This window comes from Curtobacterium sp. DN_7.5, from assembly GCF_022655355.1.
Taxonomy (GTDB): domain Bacteria; phylum Actinomycetota; class Actinomycetes; order Actinomycetales; family Microbacteriaceae; genus Curtobacterium; species Curtobacterium luteum.
In genome coordinates this window covers 3090346-3108521 of sequence record NZ_CP093378.1, presented here as the reverse complement: position 1 = coordinate 3108521, position 18176 = coordinate 3090346, and the positions used below count along the sequence as shown (strand labels likewise).

At 67.6% G+C, this 18176-nt stretch carries 13 protein-coding genes and 3 rRNA genes; 14 read left to right on the top strand and 2 right to left on the bottom strand.

From position 1 onward, the window contains the following. Positions 1-14 precede the first annotated feature (14 nt). From MON03_RS14440 to MON03_RS14380, 13 genes are all read left to right on the top strand, one after another. A 16S ribosomal RNA gene (locus MON03_RS14440) occupies positions 15-1536 on the top strand. 465 nt (positions 1537-2001) lie between these two features. Next, positions 2002-5128: ribosomal RNA gene (locus MON03_RS14435) — 23S ribosomal RNA — on the top strand. A gap of 135 nt (positions 5129-5263) precedes the next feature. Further along, positions 5264-5380 (top strand): 5S ribosomal RNA (gene rrf, locus MON03_RS14430). The 16S, 23S and 5S rRNA genes sit together here, the layout of an rRNA operon. 247 nt (positions 5381-5627) lie before the next feature. Further along, complete coding sequence (locus MON03_RS14425) at positions 5628-6713, top strand: hypothetical protein (RefSeq protein ID WP_242089091.1); 1086 nt, start codon at positions 5628-5630, stop codon at positions 6711-6713. After that, a complete protein-coding gene (locus MON03_RS14420) occupies positions 6662-7519 on the top strand; it encodes a tetratricopeptide repeat protein (RefSeq protein WP_242089089.1) in 858 nt (285 codons plus the stop codon). Before MON03_RS14425 ends, MON03_RS14420 begins: the two co-directional genes overlap by 52 nt. Positions 7520-7550: 31 nt before the next feature. After that, a complete protein-coding gene (locus MON03_RS14415) occupies positions 7551-8522 on the top strand; it encodes an HAD-IIA family hydrolase (RefSeq protein WP_277927293.1) in 972 nt (323 codons plus the stop codon). A 10-nt stretch (positions 8523-8532) separates the two neighbouring features. Beyond that, complete coding sequence (locus MON03_RS14410; protein WP_242089085.1) at positions 8533-8760, top strand: hypothetical protein; 228 nt, start codon at positions 8533-8535, stop codon at positions 8758-8760. 16 nt (positions 8761-8776) lie between these two features. Next, positions 8777-9592, top strand: coding sequence for a TlyA family RNA methyltransferase (locus MON03_RS14405; protein ID WP_031273845.1), 816 nt, complete (start codon positions 8777-8779; stop codon positions 9590-9592). Continuing rightward, positions 9589-10515, top strand: coding sequence for an NAD kinase (locus MON03_RS14400; protein ID WP_022904381.1), 927 nt, complete (start codon positions 9589-9591; stop codon positions 10513-10515). The genes MON03_RS14405 and MON03_RS14400 overlap by 4 nt, the downstream gene beginning before the upstream one ends. Beyond that, entirely contained in the window at positions 10512-12206 is a 1695-nt protein-coding gene (gene recN, locus MON03_RS14395) for a DNA repair protein RecN (RefSeq protein WP_242089083.1), read from the top strand. The genes MON03_RS14400 and recN overlap by 4 nt, the downstream gene beginning before the upstream one ends. A 139-nt stretch (positions 12207-12345) precedes the next feature. Further along, positions 12346-14055 carry a CTP synthase gene (gene pyrG / locus MON03_RS14390; protein WP_022904379.1) on the top strand — a complete coding sequence of 570 codons (1710 nt, stop codon included), beginning with the start codon at positions 12346-12348 and terminating at the stop codon, positions 14053-14055. A 163-nt stretch (positions 14056-14218) separates the two neighbouring features. Beyond that, on the top strand, positions 14219-14788 hold the full coding sequence (locus tag MON03_RS14385; RefSeq protein ID WP_175328670.1) for an NUDIX domain-containing protein: 570 nt from the start codon (positions 14219-14221) through the stop codon (positions 14786-14788). A 27-nt stretch (positions 14789-14815) separates the two neighbouring features. Continuing rightward, the gene (locus MON03_RS14380; RefSeq protein WP_031273843.1) at positions 14816-15784 is read left to right on the top strand and encodes a site-specific tyrosine recombinase XerD; all 969 of its coding nucleotides are present in this window, start codon (positions 14816-14818) and stop codon (positions 15782-15784) included. 295 nt (positions 15785-16079) lie between these two features. Here the strand turns inward: MON03_RS14380 and MON03_RS14375 are convergent, their stop codons facing one another. Together MON03_RS14375 and MON03_RS14370 are read right to left on the bottom strand one after the other, a co-directional pair. Further along, entirely contained in the window at positions 16080-16526 is a 447-nt protein-coding gene (locus MON03_RS14375; protein ID WP_242089081.1) for a DUF2510 domain-containing protein, read from the bottom strand. A gap of 111 nt (positions 16527-16637) precedes the next feature. Continuing rightward, positions 16638-17669 carry an LLM class flavin-dependent oxidoreductase gene (locus MON03_RS14370; RefSeq protein ID WP_217504369.1) on the bottom strand — a complete coding sequence of 344 codons (1032 nt, stop codon included), beginning with the start codon at positions 17667-17669 and terminating at the stop codon, positions 16638-16640. Positions 17670-17726: 57 nt separating this feature from the next. On the opposite strand from MON03_RS14370, the gene MON03_RS14365 reads away from it, so the two are divergent. Then, positions 17727-18059, top strand: coding sequence for a TraR/DksA family transcriptional regulator (locus MON03_RS14365; protein ID WP_175328668.1), 333 nt, complete (start codon positions 17727-17729; stop codon positions 18057-18059). Positions 18060-18176 lie beyond the last annotated feature (117 nt).

Sequence of the window (18176 nt, the reverse complement as noted above, 5' to 3'; positions counted from 1 at the left end):
GTTGGTTGTAATTTTTTACGGAGAGTTTGATCCTGGCTCAGGACGAACGCTGGCGGCGTGCTTAACACATGCAAGTCGAACGATGAAGCCCAGCTTGCTGGGTGGATTAGTGGCGAACGGGTGAGTAACACGTGAGTAACCTGCCCCTGACTCTGGGATAAGCGTTGGAAACGACGTCTAATACTGGATATGACTACTGGTCGCATGGCCTGGTGGTGGAAAGATTTTTTGGTTGGGGATGGACTCGCGGCCTATCAGCTTGTTGGTGAGGTAATGGCTCACCAAGGCGACGACGGGTAGCCGGCCTGAGAGGGTGACCGGCCACACTGGGACTGAGACACGGCCCAGACTCCTACGGGAGGCAGCAGTGGGGAATATTGCACAATGGGCGAAAGCCTGATGCAGCAACGCCGCGTGAGGGATGACGGCCTTCGGGTTGTAAACCTCTTTTAGTAGGGAAGAAGCGAAAGTGACGGTACCTGCAGAAAAAGCACCGGCTAACTACGTGCCAGCAGCCGCGGTAATACGTAGGGTGCAAGCGTTGTCCGGAATTATTGGGCGTAAAGAGCTCGTAGGCGGTTTGTCGCGTCTGCTGTGAAATCCCGAGGCTCAACCTCGGGCTTGCAGTGGGTACGGGCAGACTAGAGTGCGGTAGGGGAGATTGGAATTCCTGGTGTAGCGGTGGAATGCGCAGATATCAGGAGGAACACCGATGGCGAAGGCAGATCTCTGGGCCGTAACTGACGCTGAGGAGCGAAAGCGTGGGGAGCGAACAGGATTAGATACCCTGGTAGTCCACGCCGTAAACGTTGGGCGCTAGATGTAGGGACCTTTCCACGGTTTCTGTGTCGTAGCTAACGCATTAAGCGCCCCGCCTGGGGAGTACGGCCGCAAGGCTAAAACTCAAAGGAATTGACGGGGGCCCGCACAAGCGGCGGAGCATGCGGATTAATTCGATGCAACGCGAAGAACCTTACCAAGGCTTGACATACACCGGAAACGGCCAGAGATGGTCGCCCCCTTGTGGTCGGTGTACAGGTGGTGCATGGTTGTCGTCAGCTCGTGTCGTGAGATGTTGGGTTAAGTCCCGCAACGAGCGCAACCCTCGTTCTATGTTGCCAGCGCGTTATGGCGGGGACTCATAGGAGACTGCCGGGGTCAACTCGGAGGAAGGTGGGGATGACGTCAAATCATCATGCCCCTTATGTCTTGGGCTTCACGCATGCTACAATGGCCGGTACAAAGGGCTGCGATACCGTAAGGTGGAGCGAATCCCAAAAAGCCGGTCTCAGTTCGGATTGAGGTCTGCAACTCGACCTCATGAAGTCGGAGTCGCTAGTAATCGCAGATCAGCAACGCTGCGGTGAATACGTTCCCGGGCCTTGTACACACCGCCCGTCAAGTCATGAAAGTCGGTAACACCCGAAGCCGGTGGCCTAACCCTTGTGGAAGGAGCCGTCGAAGGTGGGATCGGTGATTAGGACTAAGTCGTAACAAGGTAGCCGTACCGGAAGGTGCGGCTGGATCACCTCCTTTCTAAGGAGCATCTGGCTCAGTTCATCCTTCGGGGTGGGTGGGTCCAGGCGCCGATGCAACCCGAACGTGGTTGCCGGTAGCTCATGGGTGGAACATTGACAGTGCAGTCGTCGGCGCGTCTGCCGACTCTAGTACGGCCTGCTTGCGGGTCAGGAACGGGTTGGTGGGGAAGCGGGGTGACTGGTGCACGTTGTTGGGTCCTGAGGGACCAGGCTTCCCGGCTGTGATGGTCGGGGTCCCTGCCGGTTGGTGGGGGTGGGCCGTGACTGGGGTTCCTGTGATGGGGGTTCTGGTCGGGTTCTTCGGTGGGCTGCATGAAGCTGACACGGTTCGTGTTGGGGGAGTGTGGTGCCGATCGTATGTTGAGAACTACACAGTGGACGCGAGCATCTTAGATCGCTCGTGACGATGACGAAGCTTTCGGGCTTGGTTGTTGTTCGAGTCGATCGCAATTTTAATCTTTGTGGTCAAGTTTCTAAGAGCAAACGGTGGATGCCTTGGCATCTGGAGCCGAAGAAGGACGTAGAAATCTGCGATAAGCCTCGGGGAGCTGATAATCGAGCTGTGAGCCGAGGATTTCCGAATGGGGAAACCCCGCCAGGCGACTTGTCGACCTGGTGACTCCCGCCTGAATATATAGGGCGGGTAGAGGGAACGTGGGGAAGTGAAACATCTCAGTACCCACAGGAAGAGAAAACAACATGTGATTCCGTGAGTAGTGGCGAGCGAAAGCGGATGAGGCTAAACCGATCATGTGTGATAGCCGGCGGGCGTTGCATGGTCGGGGTTGTGGGACACGTCGCTCAGTTCTGCCGGACTGGGACGGTTACAGCGCATCATAGTCGAACCGGTTTGAAAGCCGGGCCGTAGTGGGTGCCAGCCCCGTAGACGAAATGGTGTTATGGCCGGATGTGTATCCCAAGTAGCACGGGGCCCGAGAAATCCCGTGTGAATCTGTCAGGACCACCTGATAAGCCTAAATACTCCCAGATGACCGATAGCGGACAAGTACCGTGAGGGAAAGGTGAAAAGTACCCCGGGAGGGGAGTGAAATAGTACCTGAAACCGTTTGCTTACAAACCGTCGGAGCCTCCTTGTAGGGGTGACGGCGTGCCTTTTGAAGAATGAGCCTGCGAGTTAGTGATATGTGGCGAGGTTAACCCGTGTGGGGAAGCCGTAGCGAAAGCGAGTCTGAATAGGGCGATTCAGTCGCATGTCCTAGACCCGAAGCGAAGTGATCTATCCATGGCCAGGTTGAAGCGACGGTAAGACGTCGTGGAGGACCGAACCCACTTCAGTTGAAAATGGAGGGGATGAGCTGTGGATAGGGGTGAAAGGCCAATCAAACTTCGTGATAGCTGGTTCTCTCCGAAATGCATTTAGGTGCAGCGTTGCGTGTTTCTCGCCGGAGGTAGAGCTACTGGATGGCCGATGGGCCTCAACAGGTTACTGACGTCAGCCAAACTCCGAATGCCGGTGAGTGAGAGCGCAGCAGTGAGACGGTGGGGGATAAGCTTCATCGTCGAGAGGGAAACAACCCAGACTACCAACTAAGGCCCCTAAGCGTGTGCTAAGTGGGAAAGGATGTGGAGTTGCACAGACAACCAGGAGGTTGGCTTAGAAGCAGCCACCCTTGAAAGAGTGCGTAATAGCTCACTGGTCAAGTGATTCCGCGCCGACAATGTAACGGGGCTCAAGCACACCGCCGAAGTTGTAGATTTCGCACACTCGATAAGCCTTCGTGGTTCAGTCGTGCGGAGTGGTAGGAGAGCGTCGTGTGGCGAGTGAAGCGGCGGAGTAATCCAGCCGTGGACGCCACACGAGTGAGAATGCAGGCATGAGTAGCGAAAGACGGGTGAGAAACCCGTCCTCCGAAAGACCAAGGGTTCCAGGGCCAGGTTAATCCGCCCTGGGTAAGTCGGGACCTAAGGCGAGGCCGACAGGCGTAGTCGATGGACAACGGGTTGATATTCCCGTACCGGCGAACAACCGCCCAAGTTAATCCAGTGGTGCTAAGAGTCCTAACCCGGACCAGCGGATCCCTTCGGGGTGATGCGGGCCGGTCTAACGCTCGACCCCATGCTGGTGCGGCTAGCGTATGAACAGGTGTGACGCAGGAAGGTAGCTGAGCCAGGCGATGGTATCCGTAAGGTGAACCTGGTGTAAGGATGTAGGGCTGACGATAGGCAAATCCGTCGTCTGTATGCCTGAGATCCGACGCGTACCCGTGAGGGGAAATCAGTGATCCTATGCTGCCGAGAAAAGCATCGACGCGAGGTTGCAGCCGCCCGTACCCGAAACCGACTCAGGTGGTCAGGTAGAGAATACCAAGGAGATCGAGAGAATCGTGGTTAAGGAACTCGGCAAAATGCCCCCGTAACTTCGGGAGAAGGGGGGCCGGAACCGTGACCGGACTTGCTCCGTGAGCGGTGAAGGCCGCAGAGACCAGTGGGAAGCGACTGTTTACTAAAAACACAGGTCCGTGCGAAGTCGCAAGACGATGTATACGGACTGACGCCTGCCCGGTGCTGGAAGGTTAAGAGGAAGGGTTAGCCTTTGGGCGAAGCTCTGAATTTAAGCCCCAGTAAACGGCGGTGGTAACTATAACCATCCTAAGGTAGCGAAATTCCTTGTCGGGTAAGTTCCGACCTGCACGAATGGCGTAACGACTTCCCAGCTGTCTCAACCGCGAACTCGGCGAAATTGCACTACGAGTAAAGATGCTCGTTACGCGCAGCAGGACGGAAAGACCCCGTGACCTTTACTACAGCTTGGTATTGGTGTTCGGTGTGGCTTGTGTAGGATAGGTGGGAGACTGTGAAGCGGGCACGCTAGTGTTCGTGGAGTCGTTGTTGAAATACCACTCTGGTCACTCTGGATGTCTAACGTAGGACCCTGATCGGGTTCATGGACAGTGCCTGGTGGGTAGTTTAACTGGGGCGGTTGCCTCCCAAAGAGTAACGGAGGCGCCCAAAGGTTCCCTCAACCTGGTTGGCAATCAGGTGGCGAGTGTAAGTGCACAAGGGAGCTTGACTGTGAGACTGACAGGTCGAGCAGGGACGAAAGTCGGGACTAGTGATCCGGCAGTGGCTTGTGGAAGCGCTGTCGCTCAACGGATAAAAGGTACCTCGGGGATAACAGGCTGATCTTGCCCAAGAGTCCATATCGACGGCATGGTTTGGCACCTCGATGTCGGCTCGTCGCATCCTGGGGCTGGAGTAGGTCCCAAGGGTTGGGCTGTTCGCCCATTAAAGCGGTACGCGAGCTGGGTTTAGAACGTCGTGAGACAGTTCGGTCCCTATCCGCTGCGCGCGTTGGAAATTTGAGAAGATCTATCCCTAGTACGAGAGGACCGGGATGGACGAACCTCTGGTGTGTCAGTTGTTCTGCCAAGGGCACCGCTGATTAGCTACGTTCGGACCGGATAACCGCTGAAAGCATCTAAGCGGGAAGCCGTCTTCGAGATGAGATTTCCATGCACCTTGAGTGTGAGAGGCTCCCAGCAGACTACTGGGTTGATAGGCCGGATGTGGAAGCGGGGACTAACGACCCGTGGAGCTGACCGGTACTAATAAGCCGAAGACTTGACAACACACTGATTTCCGTGGCCTTCGTGTCACGGGCTCGCGTCCACTTTGTGGTTCCCGACAGACGATCGGGAACGAAACTGAATACTTCAGCGAGATCTGAAGGAATGGTTTTGATCCAGGATCTGGGTCGAAGGTGTTCCGGTGGTCATAGCGAGAGGGAAACGCCCGGTCACATTCCGAACCCGGAAGCTAAGCCTCTCAGCGCCGATGGTACTGCAAGGGGGACCTTGTGGGAGAGTAGGACGCCGCCGGACTTATTTTGCAAGAAGACGTGGCCACTGGCCCTCCGTCGAGAGCAGGGAAACCTGTCTCTCGCGGCGGCCAGTGGCCATTTCTGTTTTCGGCCGTCGCGCCTCGACGTCCGGCTCGGTTCGTGATGGACTGGGTCGGTGTCGTGCTCGCGGACGGCATCCAACAACAACGACACAGTGGACGACAGCTCGGGAGACCGGGCGCGCAGACGAGGAGCGACGGTGGCGAACGACGACGAACAGCGACGGGATGGCGAAGGCCGCTCGGACCGGCAGCGTCGAGACGGAGACCGTGGGCCTCGTCGGGACGGTGGCCAGGGCGGCCGCTGGTCGTCCGGCCCGCGCGACTTCGAACGCCGCGAGGGCGAGCGTCGCGACGGCGGTGCCCGCGGTGGCGACCGTTCCTTCCGTGATGGTTCGCAGCGCGGGGACCGACCGGCGTGGCGGGACGACCGCTCCGCGGGCGGTCGTCCGCCTCGTGGTGACGGACCTCGGGGCGCCGGCCGTCCCCAGCGTGACGGGGATCGTCCGTTCCGGGGTGGCTCTGACCGTCCGTTCCGTGGTGGTTCGGACCGTCCGGAGCGTCGTGACGGTGACCGTCCGTTCCGGGGTGGCTCTGACCGTCCGGAGCGTCGTGACGGTGACCGTCCGTTCCGGGGTGGCTCTGACCGTCCGTTCCGGGGTGGTTCCGATCGTACGAAGCGTCGTGACGGGGATCGTCCGTTCCGGGGTGGCTCTGATCGTCCGTTCCGGGGTGGGTCTGACCGTCCGGCTCGCGATGGAGACCGTCCGTTCCGTGGTGGCTCGGACCGTCCGGAGCGTCGTGACGGGGATCGTCCGTTCCGGGGTGGTTCCGACCGTCCGGAGCGTCGTGACGGAGATCGCCCGTACCGAGGTGGATCGGACCGTCCGTTCCGTGGCGGTTCCGACCGTCCGGAGCGTCGTGACGGGGATCGTCCGTTCCGTGGTGGCTCAGACCGCCCCGCTCGTCGCGACGGTGACCGTCCGTTCCGTGGTGGTTCCGACCGTCCGGAGCGTCGTGACGGAGATCGCCCGTTCCGTGGTGGCTCGGATCGCCCCGACCGTCGTGACGGCGACCGCCCCTTCCGCGGTGGCTCCGCCCGTCCGGCTCGTGACGGCGAGGAGCGCCGCCGGTTCGGGGACGGCACCCGACACGCGGGAGCCCGTTTCGGCGAGGCCGCTCGTGACGACTGGGAAGACCGCGACCCCTACGGCACCAAGTCGATCCGCCCGCGTCACGAGGACCCGGAGATCCCGGACGGGGTGCAGGCACGGGACCTCGATCCCGCGGCTCGTTCCGAGCTCAAGACCCTGAGCAAGGACAACGCCGACTGGGTGGCGAAGCACCTCGTGTCCGCTGCCCTCCTCGTCGACGTCGACCCGGAGACGGCGAACCAGCACGCCCTGAGCGCCGCCCGTCGAGCCGGTCGTGTGGCCGTCGTGCGCGAGACCGCCGCGATCACCGCGTACCGGCTGGGTGACTTCGCGACGGCGCTCCGCGAGCTCCGGACCTACCGGCGCATCGCCGGCAAGAACGACCAGCTCCCGATGATGGTCGACTGCGAGCGTGGCCTCGGACGACCGGAACGCGCGCTCGAGCTCGGACGCTCCGTCGACCGTGCTGCCCTGGACACCCCGGTGCAGGTCGAGCTCGCGATCGCGATGTCGGGCGCTCGGCTCGACCTCGGGAATGCACAGGCGGCGTTGGGTGAGCTGGAGATTCCACAGCTCGACCCGTCCACGGCCTACAGCTGGTCGCCGGCGCTCTACAGTGCTTACGCGGCCACGCTCGAGGAGCTCGGCCGTCAGGACGAGGCCGACGAGTGGTGGGCCCGTGTCGATCACGCGACCGCGGCACTCGCCGAGGCCGCTGACGAGGATGCTTGGGAGACGGTGGATGTGGTCGAGGAAGCGATCGAAGTCGACGAGTACGACGACCGAGACGGCGCAGGCGACAGGGACGACGAGCAGCTCGACGAGCCCGCGGTCGAGCAGGACGCCGACGACGAACTCGAGCCAGCCGACGACCCCGCACCCCTCGACGAGCCCGGACCCGCGGACGAACCCGGCGAGATCGACGACGACAACCCCGTCGACGTCGACGGATCAGCAGCCGACTGACGTCCCCGTCCCACCCACGCACGGCGTCGACCTGGTCCTGACCGACCTCGACGGCGTCGTGTACCGCGGTCGCCACGCGATCCCGCACGCCGTCGAGTCGCTCACCCGGGCGTCCCTCGGCGCCCGGGTCGGGTACATCACGAACAACGCCTCCCGTCGTCCGGTCGACGTGGCGGAGCACCTCGAGGCGTTCGGGCTCGAGGTCTCGGCCGACGACGTCGTGACCTCGTCCCAGGCCGGCGTCCGCCTCCTGTCGACGCTCGTGCCCGCCGGCTCCACGGTCCTCGTGACCGGGGGGCTCGGCTTGACGAGCATCGTCGAGGAAGCCGGGTTCACCGTGACGAACAGCGCGGAGGACTCGCCGGCCGCGGTCATCCAGGGCTTCTCGCCCGACCTCGGGTGGACGGAGCTGGCCGAGGCGTCCTTCGCCCTGGCCGACCCGTCCGTGCCCTGGGTGGCGACGAACATGGACTGGTCGATCCCCGTCGAGCGCGGTATCGCGCCCGGCAACGGGACGCTCGTGTCCGCCGTGCACCAGGCCGTCGGCCGGATGCCGGTCGTCGCGGGCAAGCCCGAGCGGCCGATCTTCGACGCCGCCCTCGCCCGGTTCGGCGGCGAGCACCCGCTGTTCATCGGTGACCGGCTCGACACCGACATCAAGGGCGCCAACGACGCCGGCATCCCGAGCGTGCTCGTCCTGACGGGCATCGACCAGGCCAAGCAGGTCCTCGCGGCCGACCAAAAGTCGCGGCCGACGTACATCCTCGACGACCTCCGTGGGCTGTCGAGCCCGTACCCGCGCACGGTCCGGCGCGAGGACGAGGACGGCACCCGGTACGTCACGGTCGGCGGTGCGACGGTCGCGATGCGGGGCCACGTGGTCCGCGTGCTCGACGACGGGGACGACATCGACCGGCTGCGTGCCGGCGCGACCATCATCTGGGAGTCCGGGCTCGCGATCTACGGCCTCGACGTGGACCCGAAGCTGTACGGCGGCGAGTAGCGTGACGGACGTGCCGAACGAGGACCGCCCGACGCCGCCGCAGCCCGGCGACGTCACGCCACGGCCGCGGCCCGGCGGCGTGGTCGGGACGCCGACGTCCGAGCGGGACCACGAGGACTTCGCCGCACGGACCGCGGCGGCCGAAGGGCTCGAGCTCACGGACCGCGCGGACGCCTTCGCCGCGTTGCACGACGAACTCCGCACCCGGCTCGAGAGCGGCGGCACGGCGAGTGCCTGACGCCACCGGTGCACCCGTGGACGCACGCGGCGGCACCGTCCGTCTCGATGCGCTCGTCGCCGAGCGCGGACTCGCGCGTTCCCGCACGGCGGCCGCGAAGCTCATCCAGGACGGTCGGGTGACGGTCGGCGGGACCGCGGTGGTCAAGCCGTCGCACCCCACCCGTCCAGACGCGGCCGTGGTCGTCGACTCCGGCGACGAGTGGGTGTCCCGCGCCGCCCGCAAGCTCGTCGGTGCGCTCGACGCGTTCGGGGTCGACCCCGCCGGCCGGGTCGCCCTCGACGTCGGCGCGAGCACCGGCGGGTTCACCCAGGTGCTCCTCGCCCGCGGTGCGCGCCGCGTTGTCGCGCTCGACGTCGGACACGGCCAACTCGACCCGGTGGTGGCGCTCGACGACCGCGTTGCCGTGGTCGAGGGGTGCAATGCCCGGAACCTGACGGCCGAGTCGTACGCGGCGCTCGACCCGGCGGCGGGGGAGACCTCGCTCGTGGTCGGTGACCTGTCGTTCATCTCGCTGCGGATCGTCCTGCCCGCGCTCGCCGAGGCCGTGCCCTCCGACGACTTCGTGCTCCTGGTCAAGCCGCAATTCGAGGTCGGTCGGGGCGGGGTGCGCGAAGGCATCGTGCACGACCCTGGACTCCGGAACGACGCGCTCATGAACGTGCTCTGGGCGGCCTGGGACGTCGGGCTCGGTACCTCCGGGCTCGCCGCCTCGCCGATCGTCGGGACGCACGGCAACCACGAGTACCTGGCGCGCTTCCAGCGTGGTGTCGGTACCAATCCGACAGAATGGATCGACCGGGCGACGGACCTGGCGGAAGGGGTGGCATGAGCGACGAACGGCACATCCTGCTCGTCTCGCACACCGGGCGGCAGGACTCCATCGACGCAGCGGTCGAGGTCTGCGACATCCTGCACGCGGCCGGCCTCAACCCCGTGATGCCGTTCGACGAGTACGCCGACGTGCGACGGGCCGAAGCCTCGGTCGGGCAGGTCGACATCCTCGGCGTCGACGTGCAGGCGGAGCAGCTCGAGATCGTCATCGTCCTCGGCGGCGACGGCACGATCCTCCGGGCGGCGGAGCTCGTCCGCGGCACCCGCGCCGCGATCGTCGGGGTGAACCTCGGGCACGTCGGCTTCCTGGCCGAGAGCGAGCGACCGGACCTCGAGGAGACCGTCCAGCGCACCCTCCGCGGCGAGTACCACGTCGAGGAACGCGTGGCGCTGCAGGTGGACGTCGTCGTTGGCCAGGAGACCGTCTACTCCTCCTGGGCGCTCAACGAGGCCACCATCGAGAAGGCGTCGCGGGAGCGGATGCTCGAGGTCGTCACCGAGGTGGACGGCCGTCCGCTGTCGTCCTTCGGGTGCGACGGCGTGGTCATCTCGACCCCGACCGGCTCGACCGCGTACTCGTTCTCCGGCGGCGGCCCGATCGTGTGGCCCGACGTCGACGCGATCCTCATGGTGCCGCTGAGCGCCCACGCCCTGTTCTCGCGTCCGATCGTCGTCGGCCCGGACTGCACCCTCGCCGTCGAGGTGCTCCGCCGGACCAGCGGCGTCGGCGTCCTCTGGTGCGACGGCCGCCGGGCGCACGACCTCCCGCCGGGCGCCCGCGTCGAGGTGCACCGATCGCCGGAGCCCGTCCGGGTCGCACGGCTCAAGGACGCCCCGTTCACCGATCGCCTGGTCGCCAAGTTCCGGCTCCCCGTCACGGGGTGGCGTGGCCCGCAGCGCGAGGACGAGGTCGACCGGTGATCGAGGAGATCTCGATCAGCGACCTCGGCGTCATCGGCGGAGCGACGCTCGAGCTCGGTCCCGGCTTCACCGTCGTGACTGGCGAGACAGGCGCCGGGAAGACGATGATCGTCACCGCGCTCGGACTGCTCCTCGGTGCCCGTGCCGACGCCGGTGCCGTCCGCCGGGGTGCGTCGTCCGCGGTCGTCGAGGGCCGTTGGCACGTCCCCGACCTCGACGCCGTCGCCGAACGCGTCGAGGACGCCGGGGGTGCCGTCGAGGACGGCGAACTCATCCTGACCCGCACGGTGTCGGCCGAGGGGCGCAGCCGTGCGACGGTCGGCGGCCGCGGTGCTCCGGTCGCGGTCCTCGGCGAGCTCGCCGACCAGCTCGTCACCGTGCACGGGCAGTCGGACCAGATCCGCCTGACCTCCGCTGCGGCACAGCGCGCCGCGCTCGACGGGTTCGGTGGCCCGAAGCTGCAGAAGGCGCTCGGCGCCTACATCGCCGCCTACGACGCCTGGCAACAGCACGCCGGCGAGCTCGAGACGCTCACCCGGGACCGCGACGACCGGGTCGCCGAGGCCGAACGGATCCGTGCCGCGTCGGACGAGATCGAGGCAGCCGACCCCCAGCCGGGCGAGGACGCCGAACTCGCCGAGCGCGCCGAACGCCTCGGGAACCTCGAGGAGCTCCGGCTCTCGGCGGGACTCGCGCACGAGGCCCTGTCGAGCGAGTCGCTCGAGGGCGCCCCGGACGTCGTCGGGCTCGTCGAGTCCGCCCGGCGTGCGATCGAGCGGGTCGCGGCGTCCGACGCTGCGCTGCAACCCGTGCTCGAGCAGCTGACCGAGCTGAGCATCCAGGCGACCGAGGCCTCGGCGAGCCTGTCGAGCTACCTCGGATCGCTCGAGCCGGACGCGGGGCACGACCTCGAGCTCATCAACGAACGCCGGGCACTGCTGGCCGGGCTCACCCGCAAGTACGGCGAGACCGTCGACGACGTCATCGCCTACGGGCAGCGCGCCGGGGAGCGACTCCTCGAGCTCGACGGCGACGACGACCGGATCGCCGCGTTGCAGCAGGCGGTCGAGCAGGACGAACAACGGCTCGCCGACGCCGCCGCCGCACTGACGACCGCACGCACGAAGGCCGCGGGAGACCTCGCGAAGCGTGTGACGGCCGAGCTGAAGTCGCTCGCGATGGCCGGTGCGACCCTCGTGGTCGAGGTCACCGACGCGGGCGAGTACCGCCGGCACGGACGTGACCAGGTCGCGATCCTGCTCCAGCCGCACTCGGGCACCGACCCGCGACCGATCGGCAAGGGGGCGTCCGGCGGCGAGCTCTCCCGCGTGATGCTCGCGATCGAGGTCGTGATGGCCGGCAGCACCACGGTGCCGACGTTCGTCTTCGACGAGGTCGACGCCGGTGTCGGCGGTGCCGCGGCGATCGAGATCGGTCGACGGTTGGCGCAGCTCGCGGAGCGGACGCAGGTGATCGTCGTGACGCACCTCGCGCAGGTCGCGGCCTTCGCCAACAACCACCTCAACGTCGTGAAGGACGCCAGCGGGGCGGTGACCTCGTCGAGCGTGCGTCGGCTGGAGGGCGAAGAACGGCTGCAGGAGATGGCGCGCCTGTTGTCCGGCCTCGGCGACAGTACGAGCGGCATGGAGCACGCGCGCGAACTCCTCGAGGTGGCCGGGCAGTCCGCCTGACCGCGGCCTGGAGGCCCGTGGCTGGCCTGCCTCGCCGGTCGCGCCACGTGGCGGGCCGGCCACCGGCCATCCACCCGCGCAACGCCCGCGGCGAACGCGGGTCGCGCCTCCCGTCCGATCTGACGTAAGATGGAAGCCCGTGGCGGACACTTACAGCGGCGGAACACAATCTTCGAACGAGACCCCGAAGGTGACGAAGCAGATCTTCGTGACCGGCGGGGTCGTCTCGTCTCTCGGCAAGGGCCTGACTGCGGCGAGCCTCGGCAACCTGCTCACGGCGCGCGGCCTCAAGGTCGTCATGCAGAAGCTCGACCCCTACCTCAACGTGGACCCGGGCACGATGAACCCGTTCCAGCACGGCGAGGTCTTCGTGACCGACGACGGCGCCGAGACGGACCTCGACATCGGGCACTACGAGCGCTTCCTCGACATCAACCTCTCGCAGGCGGCGAACGTCACCACCGGGCAGGTCTACTCGAGCGTCATCGCCAAGGAGCGTCGCGGCGAGTACCTCGGCGACACGGTCCAGGTCATCCCGCACATCACCGACGAGATCAAGCGTCGGATGCGCGAGCAGGCCGAGAACGACCCGCAGCCCGACGTCATCATCACCGAGGTCGGCGGCACGGTCGGCGACATCGAGTCGCAGCCGTTCATCGAGTCGGCGCGCCAGGTCCGGCACGAGCTCGGCCGGAACAACGTCTTCTTCGTGCACGTCTCGCTCGTGCCGTTCATGAACGCGTCCGGCGAGCAGAAGACCAAGCCGACGCAGCACAGCGTCGCGGCCCTGCGCTCGATCGGCATCCAGCCGGATGCGCTCGTCCTCCGCAGCGACCGGCCCGTCTCGGACTCGAACAAGCGCAAGATCGCGCTGATGTGCGACGTGGACGAGGACGCCGTGGTGAACGCGGTCGACGTGCCCTCGATCTACGACCTCCCGGGCCTGCTGCACGACCAGGGGCTCGACCAGGTGATCATCGACGCCCTCCGCCTCGAGGCGCACGACGTCGACTGGACCGCGTGGAAGCCGGTCCTCGACGCGGTGCACGAGCCGAAGAAGGAGGTCACGATCGCCCTCGTCGGGAAGTACATCGACCTCCCGGACGCGTACCTGTCGGTCACCGAGGCCCTCCGTGCCGGTGGGTTCGCCCACAACGCCCGCGTGAAGCTCAAGTGGGTCGTGTCCGACGACTGCACCACGCCCGAGGGCGCCGCGAAGCACCTCGGCGACGTCGACGGCATCTGCGTGCCGGGTGGCTTCGGCGTGCGGGGCATCGAGGGCAAGCTCGGCGCGCTCCGCTTCGCGCGTGAGCAGCAGATCCCGACGCTCGGCCTCTGCCTCGGCCTGCAGTGCATGGTCATCGAGTACGCCCGCCACGAGGCCGGCCTGACCGACGCGTCGAGCACCGAGTTCGACCCGGAGACCACGACGCCGGTCATCGCGACCATGGCCGAGCAGGTGGACATCATCGCCGGTGGCGACCTCGGCGGCACGATGCGCCTCGGCCTGTACCCGGCGAAGTTCACCGAGGGGTCGCTGGCGGCCGAGCTGTACGGTGCCCCGGAGGCGTCCGAGCGGCACCGTCACCGCTACGAGGTGAGCAACAAGTACCGCGAGCAGATCGCGGACGCCGGCCTGGTGTTCTCGGGCACCTCGCCCGACGGCACGCTCGTCGAGTACGTGGAGCTGCCCCGCGAGGTGCACCCGTTCTACATCGCCACGCAGGCGCACCCGGAGCTCCGCTCGCGTCCGACGAACGCGCACCCGCTGTTCGCCGGGCTCGTCGGTGCGGCGATCGAGCGTGCGGGTGCCTCGAGCCTGTTCGACCCGCAGGAGTCGGCTGCCTGACGTAGCCACGAGCGGACGGGCGCGCCCCGCTCGACGGCGACGCGAAGCGTCGCGCGGGGCGCGCCGACCGAGCCTGCGAGGGAAGACGGTGCCGGCCGGCACCGCGCCTCCCGTCCGTTGCGGGGTTGCGTCCCTGCCGGACGGGCGTGCTTGGATTGACCACGTGACCGACGCACCCATCGCAGACGAGCCCATCTCCTTCGACGTCACCGACTCCGAGGTCGTGTACGAGGGTGTCGTGTGGAACGTCAAGCGGGACACCGTCGCGTACGGCGACGGCTCGATGGTGCGCGAGTACATCGACCACACCGGCGCGGTCGCCGTGTACGCCGAGGACGACGAGGGGCGCGTCCTCGTCATCCAGCAGTACCGGCACCCGGTGCGGGTGCGTGACTGGGAGCTACCCGCGGGACTCCTCGACCACCCGGGCGAGGACCACCTCGTCGCGGCGAAGCGCGAGCTCGCCGAAGAGGCCGACGTCGAGGCCGACGAGTGGGAGCACCTCGTCACGTACAACACGTCCTCGGGCGGCAGCGACGAGTTCCTCGAGGTCTACCGTGCGCGGGGGATCCGTGCGACCGCGTCGGCGTTCGAGCGTGAGGCCGAGGAGGCCGACATCGTGAAGCGGTGGGTGCCCCGCGAGGAGCTCGTCGCCGCGATCCTCGACGGACGGCTGCACAACTCCGGGCTCGTCGTGGCGGTGCTGGCCGCGGACGCCGCAGCCCGGCGGTAGCGTGCGCATCGTCACGGTGACCGGGTGATCGCGCTCGACCAGGCCACGGAGTCGTACCTGCGACACGTCGCCATCGAGCGCGGGCTGTCGCAGCACACGGTGGCCGCCTACCGTCGCGACCTCGCGGTGTTCGCCACGTGGTTGGCGGACGCTCCGGTCGTCGACTCCGCGGGCGCGGACCGAGCCGGGGGAGCTGCTGCGGTCGACGACGTCGGACGGCTGGCCCGGGCGGACGTCGCCGGGTTCGTCGAGCACCTCGCGACCCGTCCGGAACCGCTCGCGGCGCGGTCGATCGCCCGGATGCTCAGCTCCGTGCGGTCCTTCACGGCGTTCGCGGCGGGGGAGGGGTGGCTACCGCTCGACCCGGGCACCGCCGTCCGCCCGCCGAAGGCCCCGATGCGGCTGCCGAAGGCGATCTCCGTGCACGACATGGAGCGGCTGCTCGGCGCGGTCGTCGGGGACGATCCGGTGCAGCTGCGGGACCGGGCACTGCTCGAGCTGCTGTACGCCACGGGGGCGCGCATCTCCGAGGCGGTGGGGCTGTCCGTGGACGACGTGCAGACGGAGGACGAGTCCGGGGTCTCCGTCGTGCGCGTGACGGGCAAGGGCAACAAGCAGCGGATCGTTCCGCTCGGGAGCTTCGCCCGGGCAGCGATCGACGCGTACCTGGTGCGGGCGCGGCCGGTGTTCGCCGCGCGGGGTCCGTCGACGCCGGCGCTGTTCCTCGGCGCTCGTGGGGCCAGGCTGTCCCGGCAGAGTGCGTGGCTCGTGATCCAGGCGGCAGCGGCGACGGCGGAGCTCGAGGCGCACGTGTCGCCGCACACGTTCCGGCACTCGTTCGCGACGCACCTGCTCGAGGGTGGTGCGGACGTGCGGGTCGTGCAGGAGCTGTTGGGACACGCGAGTGTGGCGACGACCCAGATCTACACGATGGTGACGGCGGACATGCTCCGGGACGTGTACCAGACGGCGCACCCGCGGGCGCGGCGGGGGTAGCGGGCGCGCGGGGCGCGCGGCCGGGCGCCCGTGCACCCCGCGCGTTGCGTTGCGTTGTGTGGAGGGTCAGCGCCCAACCGGAGTCCGTCGGCACCGCGGAAGCGCGCGGTGCCGATGGTCTTCGGTTGTGCGAACGACGTCGGCGCCGGGGGCGCGGTCGGCGCCGGGGGCGCGGTCGGCGCCGTGAACGGGGGCGCGGTCGACGTCGGCGCGAACGACGTCGGAGCCGGGGGCGCGGTCGGCGCCGTGAACGGGAGCGCGGTCGGCGCCGGGAGCGCGGTCGGCGCGCGGCCCCTCAGAACAGGCGGAACTGCGCCGACGCGGCGACCGCGGCCGTGGCCACCGCGACCACGAGGGCGCTCGCCGCGATGCTCCGCGACAGCACCCGCCAGCCACCGGTGGCCCGCGGCGCGATCACCGCGAACAGGCCGGCGAGCAGCGCGACGAGACTGCACAGCCCGAACGGGTTGACGACGACGGACGCCACGGCGGCGATCGCGGCGACGAGCGTGACTGCGCAGAGTCGACGGGCGGTGCCGGCGCCGGACGCCCACGGGCGGGTGCGGACGGCGGCGGTCCCCACCGAGAACGACGGCCCGACCGGGGCCACAGCCACGGGCAGGACCGCCTCGGCCCGGGCGGGCAGGGCACGCGTCCCCTCACCCCAGGTGCGCCCATCCCACCACCGCAGACGGGATGCGTCCTGCGGGTCGGGGAACCAGCCAGCGGCCGGGAGCGTCACGGGGTCCTCCTCGAGGAGACGGAGTTCGGATGGTGCTCCTCGACGCTACGGCAGGCCACGGACCGCAGGCACGCCCAAAGCGGGTGTCGGCAACAAGGGGGACCACTGCGCTCAGGCCGGGACCGGCGCCGCGTCCACCTCCGTGACGACGTCCTTCACCGCCGCGAGCAGCCGAGCGTTGAAGTCGACGCCCAACTGGTTCGGCACGGTGACGAGCACGGTGTCGGCAGCACGGACGGCCCGGTCGGCGGCGAGCTCGGCCACGAGCTCCTCCGGCGATCCGATGTACGAGCGGCCGAAGCGAGCGAGCCCACCGTCGAGGTGCCCGACCTGGTCCTGTCCCTCGACCTGCGCGCGGACGCCGAAGTAGTGCCGCGACTCGTCGTCGACGATCGGGATGATGCTCCGGGAGACCGAGACCCGCGGGGTGCGCTCCCACCCCATCTGCTCCCACGTCGACCGGAAGCGCTCGATCTGCTCGGCCTGCAGCTCGTCGAACGGCACACCGGTGTCCTCGGTGAGGAGCGTCGACGACATGAGGTTCATGCCCTGCTCGGCGGTCCACTCGGCGGTGGCCCGGGTGCCGGCACCCCACCAGATGCGGTCGGGCAGCGTGTCCGACAGGGGGAACACCGGGAGCGAGCCGGTCGTGCCGGTCATCTGCGGGTTCGCGTTCGCCATCGGCTCCCCGGCAATCGCGCGGCGGAAGACGTTCGTGTGCGACCGGGCGAGGTCCCCGCCGTTCGTGTCGGCCGCGTCGGGCACGTAGCCGAACTGCTGGTAACCGGCGAGAGCGGTCTCGGGTGACCCCCGGGAGACGCCGAGCTGCAGCCGGCCGCCGGAGATGAGGTCGGCGGCAGCGGCCTCCTCGGCCATGTAGAGCGGGTTCTCGTACCGCATGTCGATCACACCGGTGCCGATCTCGATGCGGCTGGTCCTTGCGGCGATCGCGGACAGCAGGGGGAACGGTGCGGCCTGCTGGGGCGCGAAGTGGTGCACGCGGAAGTAGGCGCCGTCGACTCCGACCTCCTCCGCGGCGACGGCGAGGTCGATCGCCTGCACGAGAGCTTCGCGCGCGCTGCGCACCTTGGACCCCGGCACGTCACGCCAGTGTCCGAACGACAGGAACCCGATCTTGGTCATGTCGATGCGAACGCATCCGAGCGCGAGACCATTCCGGCCGGACTACGGTGGTCCGCCATGGACGACCCACGCGCCGCGCTCACTGCCGAGCGGCACCGCAACGAGCGCCTCCTCGCCGGCGTGGAGCAGAGCATGCGCGACGTCAGCGACTCCCGGCAGGACGCGAACTCCGACGACGAGCACGACCCCGAGGGAGCGACGCTCGCGTGGGAGCGCGGCTCGCTCGGCGCGGTCCGGGACGACGCCCGCGAACGGATCCGGCTGGTGGACGCCGCGCTCGCGCGGCTCGACGCCGGGACCTACGGCCGCTGCGCGGTCGGTGGGGAGCCGATCCCCGAGGCGCGCCTGGCCGCCGTCCCGTGGGCGGCGACCTGCGTCGCGCACGCGTGACGGGCCTCCCGGGCGGGCGCTGACGACGACGCGGGCCGGGAGGCCCGTGGTGCGCCGTCCAGGTCCCTGCCGTCCGCCACGGCGCACTTTCCCAGCCGCGGGCCCTACTTTGCCGAC